The sequence below is a fragment of the Robertmurraya dakarensis genome (assembly GCF_900156875.1).
Classification (GTDB): domain Bacteria; phylum Bacillota; class Bacilli; order Bacillales; family Cytobacillaceae; genus Robertmurraya; species Robertmurraya dakarensis.
This window is the reverse complement of sequence record NZ_LT707409.1, coordinates 2,316,333-2,335,473: the sequence shown is the minus strand read 5'-3', so window position 1 is coordinate 2,335,473 and position 19,141 is coordinate 2,316,333. Positions and strand designations below refer to the sequence as shown.

21 protein-coding genes are annotated in these 19,141 nt (G+C 39.2%); all 21 read left to right on the top strand.

Going from position 1 to position 19,141, the window contains the following annotated elements; translation table 11 throughout:
• Positions 1-41 precede the first annotated feature (41 nt).
• The 21 genes from CZ487_RS20195 to greA all read left to right on the top strand — a co-directional run bounded on the left by CZ487_RS20195 (position 42) and on the right by greA (position 19,057).
• Positions 42-734: a YczE/YyaS/YitT family protein gene (locus tag CZ487_RS20195; RefSeq protein ID WP_077214079.1), complete on the top strand. Its 693-nt coding sequence runs from the start codon at positions 42-44 to the stop codon at positions 732-734.
• Positions 731-1,150 (top strand): cysteine metabolism transcriptional regulator CymR, encoded by a 420-nt coding sequence (gene cymR / locus CZ487_RS20190; protein ID WP_077214078.1) that lies wholly within the window; start codon positions 731-733, stop codon positions 1,148-1,150. Before CZ487_RS20195 ends, cymR begins: the two co-directional genes overlap by 4 nt.
• 48 nt (positions 1,151-1,198) lie before the next feature.
• A complete protein-coding gene (locus CZ487_RS20185) occupies positions 1,199-2,344 on the top strand; it encodes a cysteine desulfurase family protein (RefSeq protein WP_077214077.1) in 1,146 nt (381 codons plus the stop codon).
• A gap of 47 nt (positions 2,345-2,391) precedes the next feature.
• Positions 2,392-3,507, top strand: a complete 1,116-nt coding sequence (gene mnmA, locus CZ487_RS20180) for a tRNA 2-thiouridine(34) synthase MnmA (protein WP_077214076.1) — start codon at positions 2,392-2,394, stop codon at positions 3,505-3,507.
• 159 nt (positions 3,508-3,666) lie between these two features.
• The gene (locus CZ487_RS20175; RefSeq protein ID WP_077214075.1) at positions 3,667-4,332 is read left to right on the top strand and encodes a tetratricopeptide repeat protein; all 666 of its coding nucleotides are present in this window, start codon (positions 3,667-3,669) and stop codon (positions 4,330-4,332) included.
• Between the two features lie 35 nt (positions 4,333-4,367).
• Positions 4,368-6,794 carry an SF1B family DNA helicase RecD2 gene (gene recD2, locus CZ487_RS20170; RefSeq protein WP_077214074.1) on the top strand — a complete coding sequence of 809 codons (2,427 nt, stop codon included), beginning with the start codon at positions 4,368-4,370 and terminating at the stop codon, positions 6,792-6,794.
• Positions 6,795-6,877: 83 nt separating this feature from the next.
• Positions 6,878-7,042: a hypothetical protein gene (locus CZ487_RS27295; protein WP_202617862.1), complete on the top strand. Its 165-nt coding sequence runs from the start codon at positions 6,878-6,880 to the stop codon at positions 7,040-7,042.
• A gap of 102 nt (positions 7,043-7,144) precedes the next feature.
• Positions 7,145-7,630, top strand: coding sequence for a PRC-barrel domain-containing protein (locus CZ487_RS20165; RefSeq protein ID WP_077214073.1), 486 nt, complete (start codon positions 7,145-7,147; stop codon positions 7,628-7,630).
• A 45-nt stretch (positions 7,631-7,675) separates the two neighbouring features.
• Complete coding sequence (locus CZ487_RS20160) at positions 7,676-7,867, top strand: hypothetical protein (protein WP_077215405.1); 192 nt, start codon at positions 7,676-7,678, stop codon at positions 7,865-7,867.
• 20 nt (positions 7,868-7,887) lie between these two features.
• Positions 7,888-8,022: a DUF3918 family protein gene (locus CZ487_RS20155; RefSeq protein WP_077214072.1), complete on the top strand. Its 135-nt coding sequence runs from the start codon at positions 7,888-7,890 to the stop codon at positions 8,020-8,022.
• A gap of 110 nt (positions 8,023-8,132) precedes the next feature.
• The gene (locus CZ487_RS20150) at positions 8,133-9,218 is read left to right on the top strand and encodes an AI-2E family transporter (protein ID WP_077214071.1); all 1,086 of its coding nucleotides are present in this window, start codon (positions 8,133-8,135) and stop codon (positions 9,216-9,218) included.
• Positions 9,219-9,619: 401 nt separating this feature from the next.
• Complete coding sequence (gene alaS, locus CZ487_RS20145; protein WP_077214070.1) at positions 9,620-12,268, top strand: alanine--tRNA ligase; 2,649 nt, start codon at positions 9,620-9,622, stop codon at positions 12,266-12,268.
• Between the two features lie 63 nt (positions 12,269-12,331).
• Complete coding sequence (locus CZ487_RS20140; RefSeq protein ID WP_077214069.1) at positions 12,332-12,604, top strand: IreB family regulatory phosphoprotein; 273 nt, start codon at positions 12,332-12,334, stop codon at positions 12,602-12,604.
• Positions 12,605-12,607: 3 nt separating this feature from the next.
• On the top strand, positions 12,608-13,024 hold the full coding sequence (gene ruvX, locus CZ487_RS20135; RefSeq protein WP_077214068.1) for a Holliday junction resolvase RuvX: 417 nt from the start codon (positions 12,608-12,610) through the stop codon (positions 13,022-13,024).
• A 4-nt stretch (positions 13,025-13,028) separates the two neighbouring features.
• The gene (locus CZ487_RS20130) at positions 13,029-13,325 is read left to right on the top strand and encodes a DUF1292 domain-containing protein (protein ID WP_272914213.1); all 297 of its coding nucleotides are present in this window, start codon (positions 13,029-13,031) and stop codon (positions 13,323-13,325) included.
• Between the two features lie 170 nt (positions 13,326-13,495).
• Complete coding sequence (mltG, locus tag CZ487_RS20125; RefSeq protein WP_077214066.1) at positions 13,496-14,623, top strand: endolytic transglycosylase MltG; 1,128 nt, start codon at positions 13,496-13,498, stop codon at positions 14,621-14,623.
• Positions 14,624-14,855: 232 nt separating this feature from the next.
• Positions 14,856-15,494 (top strand): O-methyltransferase, encoded by a 639-nt coding sequence (locus CZ487_RS20120; protein WP_077214065.1) that lies wholly within the window; start codon positions 14,856-14,858, stop codon positions 15,492-15,494.
• 6 nt (positions 15,495-15,500) lie between these two features.
• Positions 15,501-16,430, top strand: a complete 930-nt coding sequence (locus CZ487_RS20115; RefSeq protein WP_077214064.1) for a peptidase U32 family protein — start codon at positions 15,501-15,503, stop codon at positions 16,428-16,430.
• Positions 16,431-16,458: 28 nt separating this feature from the next.
• Complete coding sequence (locus CZ487_RS20110) at positions 16,459-17,730, top strand: peptidase U32 family protein (protein WP_077214063.1); 1,272 nt, start codon at positions 16,459-16,461, stop codon at positions 17,728-17,730.
• Position 17,731: 1 nt separating this feature from the next.
• The gene (udk, locus tag CZ487_RS20105) at positions 17,732-18,367 is read left to right on the top strand and encodes a uridine kinase (RefSeq protein WP_077214062.1); all 636 of its coding nucleotides are present in this window, start codon (positions 17,732-17,734) and stop codon (positions 18,365-18,367) included.
• Between the two features lie 213 nt (positions 18,368-18,580).
• Complete coding sequence (greA, locus tag CZ487_RS20100) at positions 18,581-19,057, top strand: transcription elongation factor GreA (protein ID WP_077214061.1); 477 nt, start codon at positions 18,581-18,583, stop codon at positions 19,055-19,057.
• Positions 19,058-19,141: the final 84 nt, after the last annotated feature.

The window sequence follows — 19,141 nt, the reverse complement described above, 5'->3', positions numbered from 1 at the left end:
GATAAAATTTTAAGTAGCGTAAGATTGGGGATAAGACAGCAGTGACACAACTACAAAAAAAGGGTCAGACTGGACCAAGATTTTTTATTTATATACTCGGTTTACTCATTATGTCCCTGGGGATTGTACTTCTAATAAAAGCAGATTTAGGTGCGACACCATGGGATGTACTCCACGTAGGACTTTACTATCAAATGGGGTTAAGTATTGGAAGCTGGTCGATTATCGTAGGATTCATTATTCTAGCATCAGCTGCAGTGATTTTAAAAGAATGGCCGCAAATTGGTGCCTTTATGAATATGGTCCTCGTTGGAGTTTTTATTGACATGTTTTTTCTGCTTCCTTTTTTACAGACACCGGAAGAATTGATAGGTAAAATGGTTATGTTTATCATAGGGATTATTATAAATGCCTATGGAATGGGAATCTATATTTCAGCTAAATTTGGAGCTGGACCGCGGGATAGTTTAATGATAGCTGTTTCGACAAAGACAGGCATGAAAATTAGAAATGTCCGTGCTGTAATGGAGATCTTTGTGCTCTCGGCCGGCTGGCTGCTTGGGGGGCCGATCTTTTGGGGGACGATTTTATATGGCTTGGCAGTAGGTCCGTTAGCTGGTTTCACATTGCCGCAATGTCAACTTGTCACAGACCGTTGGCTGGCAAATCTTAAGGTTAAGAAGGCAGAATTTGAACAGTCAGAAACACATTCAAAAAGAGGTGCGAGTTTATGAAAATATCTACTAAAGGCCGTTACGGCTTAACAATTATGATTGAATTAGCGAAAAATTTTGGTGAGGGTCCTGTTTCATTAAAAGCTATTGCGCAGGCAAATGACCTATCCGAGCATTATTTAGAGCAGTTAATTGCTCCGTTAAGAAATGCAGGGTTAGTCAAAAGTATTAGAGGAGCCTATGGCGGCTACATTCTTGCAAACGAGCCTTCTAAAATTACGGCAGGCGATGTCATCCGCGTCTTAGAGGGACCAATCATCCTAGTTGAAGGGATTGAAGATGAAGAGCCTGCCAAGAAAGAACTATGGATCAGGATCAGGGATGCGATTAAGAATGTTCTAGATAACACCACAATAGAAGATTTGGCTAACCATACCGAGTATGGCGAGTCTGATGCATACATGTTTTATATATAATATTAAAGAGAATACTAGCTATTAGAGGAATAAGAGAAGGTGAAGGTATTGGAACGGATTTACTTAGATCATGCCGCCACAACTCCGATGCATCCAAAGGCAATTGATGCGATGACAGCAGTGATGAAAAATCAATTTGGGAATCCATCAAGCATCCATGCCTTTGGCAGAGAATCTCGTCATATACTTGATGAGGCAAGGGATGTTTTTGCAAAAAGTATTGGAGCTAAGGCTAATGAAATAATCATTACAAGTGGTGGTACTGAAGCTGATAATTTTGCTCTGCTTGGCGTGGCTGAAGCCTATCGTCACAACGGGAAACACATCATTACCACACAGATAGAGCATCATGCTGTTCTTCACACCTGTCAACAGCTTGAGAAAAAAGGTTTTGAAGTTACGTATTTGCCTGTTGATGAAAGTGGAAGCATAGCTGTTGGTGATGTAAAAAAAGCATTGCGAGAGGATACGATCCTTCTGTCGGTGATGTTTGGCAATAACGAAGTGGGTACACTGCAGCCTATTCAAGAACTAGGAGAGCTGCTCGCAGACCATCAGGCGAAGTTTCATACCGATGCTGTGCAGGCGTATGGGATTGAAGATATTGATGTGAAAGAATTAAAGGTTGATCTTTTATCAGTATCAGCCCATAAAATTAACGGTCCGAAAGGGATTGGATTTCTATATGTAAAAAATGATGTAGGAATTGCCCCGCTGATTTTTGGCGGCGAACAGGAGCGTAAGCGCAGGGCAGGAACTGAAAATGTAGCAGCGATCGCTGGATTTCTTGAAGCGGTTAAAATAGTGGAAGCTCAGAAGGAAGAGAAAAGAACACAGTACCTTACGTTTAAGGAAATCGTCATCGAAGAGCTGAAAAAAGGTGAAATTGAATTTCATCTAAACGGATCTCTTGAAAATTCGCTTCCACATGTATTAAACTTAAGCTTTCCTGGAACAGATGTTGAGGCTATGCTAGTTAATTTAGATTTGGCAGGAATTGCTGTTTCTAGCGGGTCAGCTTGTACAGCTGGTTCAATTGATCCATCTCATGTTTTGGTGGCCATGTTTGGAAACAACTCGGATCGTCTACGTAATGCAATACGGTTTAGCTTTGGTCTGAATAATACGGAAGCTCAAGTAAAAAAGGCTGCACAGGAAACGTTAAAAATTGTGAAGAGATTAACAAGTAAATAAACTTTTACTTAAAACATTGAGTGAAGGCAAGTGTGGTGGATAAATTAATGAAAAAAGAACCAAAAGATACTCGTGTAGTTGTGGGGATGTCAGGTGGTGTTGATTCTTCTGTAGCTGCTCTTATTTTAAAACAGCAAGGTTACGATGTAATCGGCATTTTTATGAAAAACTGGGACGATACAGACGAATTTGGAGTATGTACAGCGACAGAAGATTACAATGATGTCATAAGAGTATGTAATCAAATCGGTATTCCCTATTATGCGGTCAATTTTGAAAAGCAATATTGGGATAAAGTATTTACGTACTTTTTAGATGAGTATAAAGCAGGGAGAACGCCAAATCCTGATGTTATGTGCAATAAAGAAATTAAGTTCAAGGCATTTCTTGAACATGCAGTAAGTCTCGGTGCAGACTATTTGGCAACAGGCCATTATGCTCGTGTTGAGTTCCGTGAAGGAGAATATAAAATGCTCCGCGGGGTTGACGAGAACAAGGATCAAACCTATTTCCTCAATCAACTGACGCAAGATCAATTGTCAAAAGTTATGTTTCCAATTGGGAACATTGAAAAGTCCAAGGTTCGGGATATTGCCCAAGAAGCTAATTTGGCGACTGCCACGAAAAAGGACAGCACGGGCATTTGTTTTATCGGGGAACGTAACTTTAAGGAATTTTTAAGCGGATACTTGCCTGCTCAGCCAGGAAACATGGAATCACTAGATGGTGAAGTGGTCGGCAAGCACGATGGGTTGATGTATTACACAATTGGACAAAGACATGGTCTTGGAATCGGGGGTGCCGGTGAGCCATGGTTTGTGATTGGGAAAGACTTACAGCGTAATGTTCTATATGTTGGTCAAGCTTTCCACAATGAGAAGCTTTATTCTGATAGCATCATTGCGACAGATGTCAGCTGGGTTTCAAATGAAGCTAAGCCAAGTTCTTTTGACTGTACGGCTAAATTTAGATATCGCCAACCAGATAATGGTGTGACTGTTCAGAAGTTAGAAGATGGAAAAGTGAAAGTGATTTTCCATGAACCTATTCGAGCTGTTACTCCAGGACAAGCAGTTGTATTCTACTCCGGTGATGAATGTCTTGGCGGTGGAACGATTGATGAAATATATAAAAATGGAGAAAAACTTACTTATGTAGGGTAATCTTTGTGGAATGCCTCGATTCTAATAACGAATCGAGGCATTTGTTGCGATAAAGTGAAACTTAGTAGGAAAAAGGGGATTCTTCTAAAATTCCCTTTTCACTTGTATTTCGGTAATAATAAAATATGCTATACTTTTTTAGTAATAGGAGTGTGAACGATGGATAAAAATCAACAAGGTATACAATACATGCAAGAAGGAAAATGGGAAGAAGCGGCAAAGATCTTTATGGAAGCAATTGAAGAAAGCCCAGATGATGCCGTTTCTTATATTAATTTTGGTAATGTACTGTCTGCAGTAGGAGAGAACGAGAAGGCGTTAAACTTCTTTAAAAAGGCGATCTCATTAGATGAAAATGCTGCGGCTGCTTATTATAGTGCTGGTAATCTTTATTTTGAAAATGAGAACTTTGAAGAAGCGAAAAAAATGTTTGAAAAAGCAATGCAAAAGGGCCTGCAATCAAGTGATAACTTTTTTATGTTAGGGATGACTCTCGTTCAATTAGACCAGATAAAATTAGCCCTGCCATACCTGCAGCGCAGTGTTGAATTGAATGATACTGATGCAGAAGCACGTTTTCAATACGGTCTATGTTTGGCACAGTCAGAACTGATTGACGAGGCGATAACACAATTTGAAGAGTGCTTAAAAATCGATGAAAATCATGCTGATGCTTATTATAATCTCGGAGTAGCATACGGTTTTAAAGAAGACACAGTGAAAGCACTGGAAATGTTTGAAAAAGCTTTAGACATTCAGCCGGATCATTTATTAGCCGGGCATGGCAAGAAGCTTATGACAAATGGAAATACAGAATCTAAATAAGTAGTTAAGACAATAACCAGGGAGGAGGGGACAGTTTGTCTGATCAAGAAAAGCTCGAACTTTTTGGTGAAGAAAGTAAATACATAAAAGGAAAGCATCTTGTTACGATCTTTCATAATGATCAGAACTTATATTCTGTCATTAGAATCAGGGTTGATGATACGAACGAAGAGTATGACGATAAAGAGGCGGTTATTACCGGTTTTTTTCCTAAAGTACATGATCAAGAGACGTATATTTTTTACGGTCATTTTAAGGATCATCCAAAGTTCGGTCTGCAATTCCAAGCAGAGCATTTTCGCAAAGAACTGCCGCAAACGAAACAAGGGGTAATTTCGTATCTTTCCGGTGAATTATTTAAGGGAGTCGGGAAGAAAACGGCCGAAAAGATTGTCGAAACACTTGGTGAGAACGCCATCTCTCGTATATTAAACCAGCCATCTTTATTAGACACTGTTCCCAAGCTGCCCCCTGACAAAGCAAAGGAAATTTACGATACTTTAATGGAAAATCAAGGGTTGGAGCAAGCGATGGTAGCTCTTAACCAATATGGTTTTGGTCCGCAAATCTCAATGAAAATCTATCAGGCATATAAAGAACTAACGATCGAAACGATCCAGTCCAATCCTTATAAGCTAGTTGAAGATATTGAAGGAGTAGGATTCAATCGTGCCGATGAGCTAGGATTTCAGCTCGGTATTTCAGGCAGCCACCCTGATCGTGTAAAAGCAGGATGCCTCTATGTACTTGAAAATGACAGCATGCAGGCTGGACATGTGTATATTCCTGCCAAGACTCTTTTGGAAAATGTCAAGACACTCTTAGAGGAAAATAAAAGGGACACTATTGAATATAATGTTATTTCTGATGAACTAATTAAACTGCAAGAGGAAAGTAAAGTCATTATTGAAGAAAGAAAAGTCTACTTGCCGTCCTTATATTTTGCGGAAAAAGGATTGGTTACAAATATAAAAAGAGTATTAAAACAGTCAGAGTATAAAGAGCAATTTCCTGAATCGGAATTCTTATTAGCACTTGGTAACTTAGAGGAAAGAATAAAAGTTCAATATGCTCCTTCTCAAAGAGAGGCAATTCAAACAGCACTGATGTCTCCAATGCTCATTTTAACTGGTGGTCCTGGGACAGGGAAAACGACCGTTATCAAAGGAATTGTGGAATTATACAGTGAATTACATGGCTGTTCATTGGACCCGAAGGATTATAAAAAGGAAGAACCATTTCCGTTCATCTTAGCTGCTCCAACAGGAAGAGCTGCGAAAAGAATGACAGAGTCGACAGGCATCCCCGCCGTAACGATTCATCGCTTACTGGGCTGGAATGGAGTTGAAGGCTTTAGCCGTGATGAGGATAATCCTCTAGAAGGGAAAATCGTCATTGTTGATGAAACCTCGATGCTGGATATTTGGCTGGCTCATCAATTATTTAAGGCTTTGCCAGAGCATATTCAAGTAATTCTCGTTGGAGATGAAGATCAGCTGCCTTCTGTTGGTCCGGGACAAGTATTAAAAGATCTGCTTGAGTCTGAAAGAGTTCCGACGGTTAGGTTAACCGATATTTATCGCCAAGAAGAAGGTTCTTCAATTATTGAGCTTGCCCACCAGATTAAGACAGGGAAGCTTCCAAATGATGTTACAAAACAACAAGGTGATCGATCTTTTATTAGATGTTCTGTTGGACAAATTCCAGAAGTAGTGGAAAAAGTGGTAGTTAATGCTAAAAACAAAGGATTTACATCTAAAGATATTCAAGTGCTGGCACCGATGTATAAGGGTCCTGCTGGGATTGATAAATTAAATGACATCATGCAGCAAATCTTCAACTCCAATGATGACGGATCGAGAAAGGAACTAAAGTATGGAGACGTCAAGTACAGGGTTGGGGATAAAGTATTACAGCTCGTGAATCAGCCGGAAAATAATGTATTTAATGGTGATATTGGTGAAGTGGCCGCCATTTTTTATGCAAAGGAAAACACCGAAAAGGAAGATATGGTGGTTGTCTCATTTGATGGAATTGAGGCGACATACACGAAGCAGGATTTAAATCAAATTACACATGCATTCTGCACTTCCATCCATAAATCGCAAGGAAGTGAGTTTCCGATCGTCATCCTTCCTATCGTAAAGAGTTATTATCGGATGCTTCGAAGAAATTTAATTTACACGGCAATCACGAGGAGCAAGAAATTCTTAATTATTTGTGGCGAAGAAGAAGCTTTCCGTATCGGAGTGGAACGTGCTGACGAACAACTAAGATTAACGACCCTAAAAGAAAAACTGGCAGAAGAAATCCATGAAACGTTCACTAGTAAAAAGATTGATGTACAAAAAGAACAAAAACAGTTCATCATCACGGAAGAGAATATGATGGAAGTTGATCCATTAATTGGCATGGAAAATGTTACACCATATGACTATATGGACGAAGTAAAGACCATTTAAATAAACGGGGATACCAATTTTGGTATCTCTTTTTTTGTATGTCTGATGACAAAAAAAAGACAATAAGATTAGAGGTGATAAATATGAGTGAAAAGTTAAATGAGGAAGCAGCACCCAATTTAAATTTAGGTGCAAGTGTTATTAAAACCTCGAAGCTGCTAAAAAAAGACCATGAGTTCTCTGAAGAACTTTCAGACGGCGGCGAAAGAAATGAATTTGTAGAAAAACAATCTACAAAAAGAAAATAAGTGTTTCCAACCCTTCATTCTGGTGGCATGGAAAACCTTTCACCTTATGTTTCACCCAAGAGAGTAAACACTATTAATGTTCCGGGAAGGTGGGACCGATCTTTGCGGACATTTTCAATACTGAAAGGGCTCCCTGTTTATGAAAAAAGCAGGGGAGAAAAACTTGGTGAAGTATATGACCTTCACATTTCTAACACAGGGATCGTCAAGGGCTTGCTTTTAAAAACCGGTGCTCTCTTTAAAAAGTCCTTTTTTATTGCAATAGATGATGTAGCTTCTTTTGGTTGGGATGGAGTTATGGTAGAAGACCCCACAAGTCTTAAGCCGTTAAAAAAACCTGCTGCTTTCACATTGGAAGGGCATGAAAAATTAATGGGAAGGCCCCTCATGACAGCCCAAGGCGAAAAATTAGGAATTCTTGAGGACGTATACTTCAAGGAGGAATTGGGAACAATTGTAGGGTATGAATGTTCGGATGGCTTCTTTTCTGACATGGTTGAAGGGAAGCGGGTCATTAAGACTGATGATCCACCTACAATTGGGAAAGACGCCATCATCGTTGATGTTGATGAAAATATGGGAGAGTAGGAAGAGATGACTTTCCTAGCGAAAAACGATTGTGAGGGGTCTTTGATGTTAAAGTGTCCAAATTGTCAGAGCAAGGATATAGGAAAAATTGGAATCAACCAATATTATTGTTGGAATTGTTATATAGAACTATCCTTGACTCAAGGTATGATTAGTACCCACCAAGTAGAAGAGGATGGAACGTTAAGTTCACTGGACGATTTATTTAGTGAAGATGAGCGCCGGTTTATCTTATAACTAAAACCGAGGTGAGACGAATGAATAAAATGCTAACGTCTGTTATAGCAGTTGGTGCTGGTATGGCGGCATATAATTATGCTCAGCGTAATAACCTAATGTCTCGTCGAAATATGAAAAAAATGCAAAAAAGAATCACTAAAACATTGTTTTAGCCTTTAAACCTCCTCCTTACGAGGGGGTTTTTGCTGTCTGCCTTCCTTAACGTTATTAATACGTATATTTTTCATGGCTGCTCTAAAAATAGGGATAAGGGAGGAAAGGGATGGATATTCGCGTGAAATGGTTTTACAGGCTTGGGTTTCTTTTATTATTATTTTTCGTTGCATATATTTTTTTAAAACTAAAACCAATTTGGGCTCCGATGCTGGAAGTGTTAAAAACAGTTTTTATTCCGTTTATGATTGCAGCATTTATCACTTATTTACTGCATCCTGTTATTGAAAAATTACATGAAAGCTATCTCCCGAGATGGCTCGCGATTTTAATCATTTATTTGCTTTTCTTTGGGGGTGTAGGATTCGGCTTCTATAAAGGAATTCCTGCATTTATCGGCCAATTAAGGGATTTAGTTGAGCATGCCCCAGAATTTACAGATCAGTATCGCAGCTGGATTTTATTTATCCAGGATAAAACAGATACTTGGCCCATTGGCGTTCAAGAACAAATCGAAAATGGGATTGTTGCAGCAGAAGAAGCATTAAATCGTTTATTGGCGAACGTTATTGACGGTTTATTGCATATTTTAAATTCTATTTTCCTGTTAGCCATCATTCCATTTATAGCTTTTTATATGCTTAAAGACATTGAAGTCATGAAAAAGGCGGCATGGTATTTAACACCGAGAAAATGGCGGAGGAGCGGAATAAAGTTTTTAAGAGATGTAGATAAATCTCTTGGGGGCTACATCCGCGGCCAACTGTTAGTAGGTGCAGTACTTGGATTGATTTCCGCTTGTCTTTTTTGGTTCGTTGACATGAACTATCCCTTATTGTTAGGTTTTATTGTCGGAGTTACCAATGTCATTCCATATTTCGGTCCAATTATTGCTTTATTTCCGATCCTTATTATTGCGGCTACAATGTCGCTAAAAATGATTATTACATCAGTGGTGATCGTGGCGGCACTGCAGTTTCTAGAAGGAAACATTCTTTCCCCTTTAATTGTTGGGAAAAGTCTGCATATGCACCCTCTATTAATCATGTTTGCTTTAATAGCAGGAGGTGAGATTGGAGGGGTAGCGGGATTAATCCTAGGCGTACCGATTTTAGCAATTTTAAAGGTGAGCGCGGTTCATGCGAGAAATCATTTTGTTCGGGGAAAGATGCAGGAAGAAAATATCATAAGATAAATTTGACAAACCTAAATTAAAATCGCTATAATTCGTCTATAAGTGCATGTTTATTATGTCGTTCTTAGGTAAATACTGCTAGTATTTGGATCAGTCATAGACGGATCCATACATAATGAAATCTTGTTGAAGGAAAGAGTATGTTACAGACCATCTTGCGTAAAGCGAAGAGAGGAATTTCCGCGGCTGAAAGAAATTCTAGATGAAGGGTAACAGAAAGCTAATCCGGAATGCAGCTAATCCCTGCCGTATCACCTGCGTTAAAGGACATTGAGAGATGAATGGCTTTTCATTCGTAATCAGGGTGGTACCGCGAGCAGAGCTCCTCGTCCCTGTAACGGGATGAGGGCTTTTTTATTTGTTTAAGAACAGAAAATGATCATATATAGGAGGTCGTAAGTATGAAAAAACTAACCGGTGCTGAGATTCGCCGCATGTATTTAGATTTTTTTAAGGAAAAAGGACATTCAGTGGAGCCGAGTGCATCACTTGTTCCGCATGATGACCCATCATTGCTTTGGATTAACAGCGGGGTAGCGACATTGAAAAAATATTTTGATGGCCGCGTCATTCCTGAAAACCCACGCATTACCAATGCCCAAAAATCGATTCGTACAAATGATATTGAGAATGTTGGAAAAACTGCGAGGCATCATACGTTTTTTGAAATGCTGGGTAACTTCTCAATCGGTGAATATTTCAAAGAAGAGGCAATTCAATGGGCTTGGGAGTTTTTAACGGATGAGAAATGGATTGGCTTTGAAGAAGAACGCCTTTCTGTTACGATTCATCCCGAAGACCATGAAGCCTTTGAATTATGGAATAAAAAAATGGGGGTTCCTGAAGAGAGAATTATCCGCCTTGAAGGTAATTTTTGGGATATTGGGGAAGGACCGAGCGGACCCAACACAGAAATTTTCTACGACCGCGGTCCGGAGTATGGAGATGATCCAGAAGATCCGGAACTATATCCTGGCGGGGAAAATGAGCGCTACTTAGAAGTATGGAATTTAGTGTTCTCTGAGTTTAATCATAATCCTGACGGTACTTATACACCGCTGCCAAAGAAAAATATTGATACGGGGATGGGCCTTGAAAGGATGGCATCTGTTGTCCAAGATGTTCCAACGAATTTTGACACAGATCTCTTCATGCCTATCATTAGAGCAACAGAAGAAATTTCGGGAGTTAAATATGGCCAAAAGAAAGAAACGGATGTTGCGTTTAAGGTAATTGCCGACCATATTCGTACAGTTGCGTTTGCTGTAGGAGATGGTGCACTTCCTTCAAATGAAGGCCGTGGTTATGTACTTCGCCGTCTGCTGCGCCGGGCAGTCCGCTACGCAAAGCAAATCAATATTAATCGTCCATTCATGTATGAATTGGTAACAGTCGTTGGTGAAATCATGGAAGATTATTACCCGGAGGTAAAGTCAAAAGCAGATTTCATCCAAAAAGTGATTAAAAATGAAGAGGAACGATTCCATGAAACACTGCATGAGGGCTTAAGCATTCTTGCCGGCATTATCAAAAAAGAGAAAGAGGCAGGAAGCACTGTCGTTCAAGGGAAGGATGTTTTCCGTCTATATGACACGTATGGTTTCCCGGCAGAATTAACTGAAGAGTACGCAGAAGAAGAAGGGTTAAAGGTTGACCATGAAGGCTTTGAAAGGGAGATGGAAGCTCAGCGTGATCGTGCACGTGCTGCTAGGCAGGATGTTGATTCCATGCAGGTTCAAGGCGGTATGTTAGGTGAAATAAAGGTTGAAAGTACATTTGTTGGATATGATCAGCTGCAAACTAATTCAAAAGTGCTGGCTATTGTCAAAGAGGGCAAGCTAATTGAAGAAGCAAGTGCAGGAGAAGAGATTCAGTTTATCCTTGATGAGACACCATTCTATGCGGAGAGTGGCGGACAAATTGCTGACAGAGGATATCTAGAAGGCAATGGAGTCAAAGTTCTGATTAAAGATGTGCAAAAAGCTCCGAATGGACAAAACCTTCACAGAGCGCTTGTAGAATCCGGAACGTTACAAACAAACGCTGCTGTAGTGGCAAAACTTGACGAACAAAATCGCAGCAAAATCATTAAAAATCACACTGCAACACACTTACTTCATCAAGCTCTTAAAGATGTGCTTGGCTCCCATGTAAACCAGGCTGGCTCTCTAGTTGAATCAGATCGTTTGCGCTTTGACTTTTCTCATTTTGGGCAAATTAAGGCAGATGAATTAGAGAAGATTGAAAGCATTGTTAACGAACATATCTGGAAAGGCTTGGGCGTTAATATTGATTACAAGGGGATAGAAGAAGCGAAAGCAATGGGCGCTATGGCGTTGTTCGGTGAAAAATACGGAGACATCGTTCGTGTGGTTCAAATTGGCGACTACAGCCTAGAGCTTTGTGGAGGCTGCCATGTGCCAAACTCTTCTGTCATTGGCTTATTTAAAATTGTTTCGGAAAGCGGAATTGGAGCTGGCACCCGAAGAATTGAGGCAGTAACGGGTGAAGCGGCTTATGGATTAATGAATGACCAAATCAATGTTCTTAAAGAAGCGGCTAATAAATTAAAAACAAATCCAAAAGATGTTGCTAACAGAATAGATGTTCTTTTAGGCGAAATGAAGCAGCTTCAAAGAGAAAATGAATCTTTAAGCACAAAATTGGGTAATATTGAAGCTGGAAGCCTTGTTGACCAAGCGAAAGAGATCAATGGAGTGACGGTATTGGCAGCTTCCGTACAAGCAACAGATATGAATCAACTTCGAAATATGGCAGATGACTTGAAGCAAAAGCTAGGATCTGCTGTTATCGTTCTTGGAAGTCCAAGTGAGGATAAAGTGAATTTAATTACGGCTGTTACTAAAGACCTAAATGAAAAAGGACTGCATGCAGGTAAGATTATTAAAGAAGTTGCTACGCGCTGCGGCGGTGGCGGCGGCGGCCGTCCAGATATGGCCCAAGCAGGCGGTAAAGACCCTGCTAAACTAAATGAGGCCTTAAGTTTTGTCGAGGAATTGGTAAAATCGTTTGATATTGGAAAAAAGTAGTGTAGAATGTAGGTAACAATGAACAATGATTCGCTAAGAATAGTAAAAGCGAGGTGCAAAACGTTGAGCTCATTTGATAAAACAATGAGATTTAATTTCCCCGAGGAGCCATTTGAACATGATGTAAAAGAAGTTCTCTTTGAAGTGTATGAGGCTCTTAAAGAAAAGGGATATAATCCTATTAATCAAATTGTCGGTTACCTACTATCTGGAGATCCCGCCTATATTCCTCGTCATCGTGATGCACGGAATATCATCCGTAAATTAGAACGTGACGAAATTATAGAAGAATTAGTGAAATCGTATTTAAAACAACAACAGCGAGAGGGATCTTGATATATGCGGATTATGGGACTTGATGTCGGTTCAAAGACAGTGGGCGTAGCAGTCAGCGATGAGATGGGCTGGACGGCACAAGGGTTGGAAACAATTCGCATTAATGAAGAACAAAATGTGTTTGGTTTTGAACAAATTGGAAAAATTATTAAAGAATATGATGTCAGTAAAGTTGTAGTCGGGCTGCCGAAAAACATGAACGGATCCATCGGTCCAAGAGGAGAAGCTAGTCAAGTCTATGGACAAGAGTTAGAAAAGTTATATGAAGTACCTGTCATCTATTGGGATGAACGTCTAACGACTATGGCTGCAGAACGAGTCCTTCTTCAAGCGGATGTGAGCCGTAAAAAAAGAAAAAAAGTTATTGATAAGATGGCGGCGGTCATGATTTTACAAGGATACTTAGACAGTCAAAAATAATGAGGTGAAAGAAATGGATCACGGTGATAACCATATTACAGTAGTAGACGAGCAAGGAAATGAACAGCTTTGTGAAATCCTTTTTACATTTGATTCAGAAGAGTTTGGGAAGTCATATGTTCTTTATTATCCTGTAGGAGCAGATGATAATGACGAAGAGGAAATTGAAATTCATGCTTCCTCTTTTGTACCATCTGAAGATAATCAAGACGGCGACCTTCAGCCAATTGAATCAGATGAAGAATGGGATTTAATTGAAGAAATGTTAAATACATTTTTAGAAGAGCAAGATGAAGAATAGGTAGAAAGATCAGGGCTGACGTTAGTCAGCCTCTTTTTTTTGCGAAAATAATGTAGAAAATGATCTAAATGAACGGTTTTTTGGATTATTTTGCGACGGAAAATGAAAAATATAGTATAATAATTCGAGGCTGAATGAAATATGCTCTTGTTGATAAGAGGGGGAATTGGATGTCTTTAGAAGATAAACATTCTAAAAAGGAGTACATGCGCAAGAAACTAATAGAGCGTCAAGGAGAAGCAAAGGTTGTAAGGAAAATTGTCTTTATCGTATCCATCGTTCTATTCATTCTGATTGCAGCGACTGTTACAACTGGGTATTTCTATATCAATGCAGCATTAAAGCCTGTCGACCCTGGAAATAAAACAGAAAAACAAATAGAGATACCGATAGGATCGACGGTAACAGGAATTGCACAGATTTTAGAGGACAATGGGATTATAAAAGATGCAAAAGTTTTTAAATATTATGTGAAATTTAAAAATGAAACGGAGTTTATGGCGGGCGAATATACGATGACATCTGCGATGACTTTCCAGGAGATTATTGATAATTTGAAAACTGGAAAAATTATGGAAGAGGTTGTCTTTAAAATAACAATTCCTGAAGGTAAACAATTAAAAGAAATTGCCAAAATTATTGGGGAAAAAACGCATCATAGTGAAGAAGAAATTCTTAATCATCTAAATGACAGCGAGTTTATTAACAGTATGATACAGGAGTATCCAGATCTTTTAACAGAGGAGATCCTGAATGAAGATATAAAGTTCCCTTTGGAGGGATATCTTTTCCCTGCTACCTATCCTTTTTACAAGGAGAAACCTTCAATAGAAGAAATTGTTAAAGTGATGCTGGATAAGACAAGTGATGTCGTAAATCAGTATTCTAGTCAAATGGCGGAGCGGGAATTCACTCCGCATGAGCTTTTAACAATGGCATCTTTAATTGAAGAAGAGGCAACACAGCAAGTTGAGCGGGATCAAATATCCAGTGTGTTTTATAACCGCTTAGGCTTAGGCATGCCGCTTCAAACAGATCCCACAGTTCTGTATGCACAAGGTGAGCACAAGGAAAGAGTCCTCTATAAAGATTTAGAAGTGGATGATCCATACAATACGTATAAAAATACTGGATTAACACCAGGTCCTATTGCAAACGCTGGAGTTTCGTCCATTGAAGCAGCACTTAAGCCAGCTCAAACAGATTTCCTTTATTTCCTTGCAACGGCATCAGGAGAAGTACTTTTCTCTAAGTCGCTTGCAGAGCATAATCAGAAGAAAGCACAGCATATACAGTAATGGAAGGTTTTTCTTAATAGGGAATGTGAAAAAAATTCGCATTCCCTTATGATTTATGATAAAATAGTTCAAGTGTTTCATACGCCTGTTAATAGCGTGTCCCACAGTAAAGTATTGATTTTTAGCAGCCCATGCTTCTATCTAATCAACTTTGTCTGTGAACGCTATTTTTTCATGTCTAAAAGATTTTATACAAATCACAATAATATATTTTTTTGAACCTGAGGTGAGTTTGTTGAATGATAGGGTACTAGGCTATATTGACGAGTTGATTCCGGAGCGGAATGAACTCCTTATGAGCATGGAAAGGTATGCCAAAGAGAATTCTGTCCCGATAATGGAATTATCGGGGATCGAAGCAATGCTTCAGTTATTACGAATTCAACAACCAAAAACAATTCTTGAAGTAGGTACAGCAATTGGCTATTCCGCTTTACGAATGGTTTTTGCCATTCCTCAGACGACTGTCGTTACGATTGAAAGAGATGAAGAACGTTCTGCTCTAGCCGAGAAATATATTGAAATGGCAGGTAAACAAGATCAAATTCATCTAATTAAGGGCGATGCTTTAGAGGTTGAAGAAGAAGTTAAAGCATTTGCTCCTTTTGATTGTATCTTTATAGATGCTACAAAAGGTAAGTACAAGCAATTTTTTGAGCTATATTCTGGATATCTTTCAGATAATGGCATCATCATTACCGATAATGTCCTATTTAAAGGACTTGTTTGTGAGACGAATTTTGAAACTAGACGGATGCGAAGCTTAATGAAGAAATTAAATGATTTTAATAAATTTATTATGAATCATCATGATTTTGATACGGTTATACTGCCCGTTGGTGATGGCGTGGCAATTAGTAAAAAGAGGTGAATAGCAATGAATAAACCAGAACTTTTAGTAACGCCTGTCAGCGTTGAAGATATCATTCCATTGATTGAAGCAGGTGCAGACGCATTTGTGGTCGGTGAACAGCGCTATGGATTAAGATTAGCTGGTGAATTTTCACGAGAAGATGTAAAGAAAGCAATACAACTGGCCCATTCTCGAGAGAAAAAGGTCTATGTGGCTGTTAATGCCATTTTTCATAACGAAAAAGTGGATGAGCTATACGACTATCTTAAATTCGTTCATGAAGCAAAAGCGGATGCTGTTATCTTTGGTGATCCAGCTGTATTGATGGTTGCGCGTGAAGCAGCGCCCGATTTAAAGCTCCATTGGAATACAGAAACAACAGCGACAAACTGGTACCACTGCAACTACTGGGGACGCAAGGGCGCGAAACGTGCCGTGCTTGCTCGTGAAATTAATATGGATGCTGTTATTGAAACTAAGGAAAATGCAGAAGTAGAAATCGAAGTGCAAGTTCATGGCATGACAGCCATGTTCCAATCAAAGCGGTCTTTGTTAGGAAACTATTTTGAATACCAAGGCAAAGCGCTCCAAGTTGAAAATCGTAAAGAAAATAAAAATATGTTCTTGCATGATAAAGAGCGGGAAAATAAATATCCGATATTTGAAGACCAAAATGGTACTCATATCATGAGTCCAAATGATATCTGTATCATTGACGAACTGCAAGAGTTGATTGAAGCAGAAGTTGACTCTTTTAAAATCGACGGCGTATTAAAATCTCCAGAATATATTGAAGCTGTCACGAGATTATATCGAAAAGCAATCGACCTTTGTGTTGAAGATCCGGACAAATACGAAGATGAGAAGGATGAAATGCTGGCAGAGATTGAGAAAATTCAACCGCCAAGCCGTCCATTAGATACGGGCTTCTTCTTCAAAGAAACGGTCTACTAAAAATAAATGAAACAAGGAGGTTCACCAAATGACTGCAACAGTGAATGATAAAATTTCTAAAATTGTTGACGGAAAACGTGTTATTGTAAAGAAACCTGAGCTGCTTGCTCCAGCGGGGAATCTTGAGAAGCTTAAAATAGCTGTTCATTATGGCGCAAATGCTGTATTTATTGGTGGACAAGAGTACGGCTTGCGTTCTAACGCAGATAACTTCACGTTTGAAGAGATGAAAGAAGGCGTAGAATTTGCAAAGAAATATGGTGCAAAAATCTATGTAACAACAAATATCTTTGCTCATAATGAAAATATTGATGGCTTAGAGGAGTATATATTAGGTTTAAAGGAAGCGGGCATTCATGGCATTATTGTTGCTGATCCACTGATTATTGAAACATGCCGCAGACTTGCACCTGAAATTGAAGTTCATTTAAGCACACAGCAATCACTTTCCAATTGGAAAGCTGTACAGTTCTGGAAAGAAGAAGGGTTAGAGCGTGTTGTTCTTGCTCGTGAAACAAGTGCAGATGAAATTAAAGAAATGAAAGAAAAGGTTGATATCGAGATTGAAACATTTGTTCATGGAGCAATGTGTATCGCCTATTCTGGACGTTGTACATTAAGTAACCATATGACAGCCCGTGACTCGAACCGCGGCGGATGCTGTCAATCTTGCCGCTGGGATTATGATTTATATCAATTAGAAGGTAATGAGGAAGTATCCCTATTTTCTGATAATGACGATCCGTTTGCAATGAGTCCTAAGGACTTAAAACTGATTGAATCAATTCCGCGCATGATTGAAATTGGCATTGACAGCTTAAAAGTTGAGGGTCGCATGAAGTCAATCCACTATATCGCTACAGTCGTAAGTGTGTATCGAAAAGTGATTGATACGTATTGTGCCGACCCGGAAAACTTCCAAATTAAAAAAGAGTGGCTGGAAGAGCTTGATAAATGTGCAAATAGAGAAACGGCTACAGCATTTTTTGAAGGTGTACCAGGGTATAAAGAGCAAATGTTTGGTAATCATAGCAAAAAGACAAAGTTCGACTTTGCTGGATTAGTGTTGGATTATAACGAAGAAACTCAAATGATCACATTGCAGCAGCGTAATCATTTTAAACCAGGACAAGAGGTTGAATTTTTCGGACCTGAAATTAGCAATTTTACACAAGTTATCGATAAGATCTGGGATGAGGAAGGCAATGAATTAGATGCAGCGCGTCATCCATTGCAAATTGTTCGGTTTAAAGTAAATCAGCGCGTTTACCCGAACAACATGATGCGAAAGGAGATCTAATATGGCACCAAAACCGGTTGTGATTGGGATAGCAGGGGGATCAGGTTCTGGAAAAACGAGTGTAACCAGGTCCATTTATGATCGTTTCAAAGGACATTCAATCCTGATGATTGAACAGGACTCATACTATAAAGACCAAGCACATCTACCTTTTGAAGAACGATTAAAAACGAATTATGACCATCCTTTTGCTTTTGATAATGACTTGTTAATTCAGCATTTACAGCGCCTGCTCGAATATCAAGCAGTGGAAAAGCCTGTGTATGATTATGCTCTTCATACCAGGTCAAAAGAAATCATTATGGTTGAGCCTAAGGATGTTATTATCCTAGAGGGGATTCTTGTTTTAGAAGATGAGAGGCTCAGAAACTTAATGGATATGAAGCTCTATGTTGATACGGATGCAGATATTCGGATTATCCGCCGGCTTTTCCGTGATATAAAAGAGCGGGGGAGATCAATGGATTCTGTAATTGATCAGTATGTAAATGTTGTTCGGCCCATGCACAACCAGTTCATTGAACCGACAAAAAGGTATGCTGATATTATTATTCCTGAGGGCGGTCATAATCATGTTGCCATTGATTTAATGGTCACGAAAATCCAAACAATTCTTGAACAAAAATCATTTTTATGACACAATAGGCATTAAATAATAAAAGGTGTGATATCTTTTTCGGGAATGTTCAGCCTTTTATTTCATCAAAAGGTCTTTTTGACAATGATAAAATGCGCGCCCTTAATAGGGCGCGTCCTGTGCATATACGAATAGAGTATATGCACAATTAGTACATATAAAAACAAACACAATCTAAGTTGGGGGTTGTGAAACTAGAAGGAGTGAAGGATTTTGGCACAAGAGAAAGTTTTCCCGATGACATTGGCGGGTAAAGAAAAGCTTGAGCAGGAATTAGAACAATTGAAAACGGTTAAACGAAAAGAAGTTGTAGAACGCATTAAAATTGCACGCAGCTTTGGTGATTTATCGGAGAACTCAGAGTACGATTCTGCAAAAGAAGAACAAGCTTTTGTGGAAGGACGCATTACTACACTTGAGAATATGATCCGCAATGCGAAAATCATTGAAGAGGACGAGTTAAGCGGAGATGTGGTAACGCTGGGGCGTACAGTAACTTTCGTTGAACTGCCAGATGGTGAAGAGGAATCTTACACAATTGTAGGAAGCGCTGAAGCAGATCCATTTGAAGGGAAAATCTCTAATGATTCACCAATTGCTAAAAGTCTGTTAGGAAAAAAAGTCGATGATGAAGTTTCTGTTCAGACTCCAGGCGGAGAAATGCTTGTAAAAATTACAAATATTAAATAGAAAAACCGACTTTATACAGTTTGTTAACCGAAAAAGGGTCAAATATGGTTTGAAATCTTTACACCTCGTCAACACTTTTGACGA

Coding starts and splice junctions, on each gene's coding strand:
- cymR (WP_077214078.1), top strand. CDS start 731: ATGAAAATATCTACTAAAGGCCGTTACGGCTTAACAATTATGATTGAA.
- mnmA (WP_077214076.1), top strand. CDS start 2,392: ATGAAAAAAGAACCAAAAGATACTCGTGTAGTTGTGGGGATGTCAGGT.
- CZ487_RS20175 (WP_077214075.1), top strand. CDS start 3,667: ATGGATAAAAATCAACAAGGTATACAATACATGCAAGAAGGAAAATGG.
- CZ487_RS27295 (WP_202617862.1), top strand. CDS start 6,878: ATGAGTGAAAAGTTAAATGAGGAAGCAGCACCCAATTTAAATTTAGGT.
- CZ487_RS20160 (WP_077215405.1), top strand. CDS start 7,676: ATGTTAAAGTGTCCAAATTGTCAGAGCAAGGATATAGGAAAAATTGGA.
- CZ487_RS20155 (WP_077214072.1), top strand. CDS start 7,888: ATGAATAAAATGCTAACGTCTGTTATAGCAGTTGGTGCTGGTATGGCG.
- CZ487_RS20150 (WP_077214071.1), top strand. CDS start 8,133: ATGGATATTCGCGTGAAATGGTTTTACAGGCTTGGGTTTCTTTTATTA.
- alaS (WP_077214070.1), top strand. CDS start 9,620: ATGAAAAAACTAACCGGTGCTGAGATTCGCCGCATGTATTTAGATTTT.
- ruvX (WP_077214068.1), top strand. CDS start 12,608: ATGCGGATTATGGGACTTGATGTCGGTTCAAAGACAGTGGGCGTAGCA.
- mltG (WP_077214066.1), top strand. CDS start 13,496: ATGTCTTTAGAAGATAAACATTCTAAAAAGGAGTACATGCGCAAGAAA.
- CZ487_RS20115 (WP_077214064.1), top strand. CDS start 15,501: ATGAATAAACCAGAACTTTTAGTAACGCCTGTCAGCGTTGAAGATATC.
- CZ487_RS20110 (WP_077214063.1), top strand. CDS start 16,459: ATGACTGCAACAGTGAATGATAAAATTTCTAAAATTGTTGACGGAAAA.
- udk (WP_077214062.1), top strand. CDS start 17,732: ATGGCACCAAAACCGGTTGTGATTGGGATAGCAGGGGGATCAGGTTCT.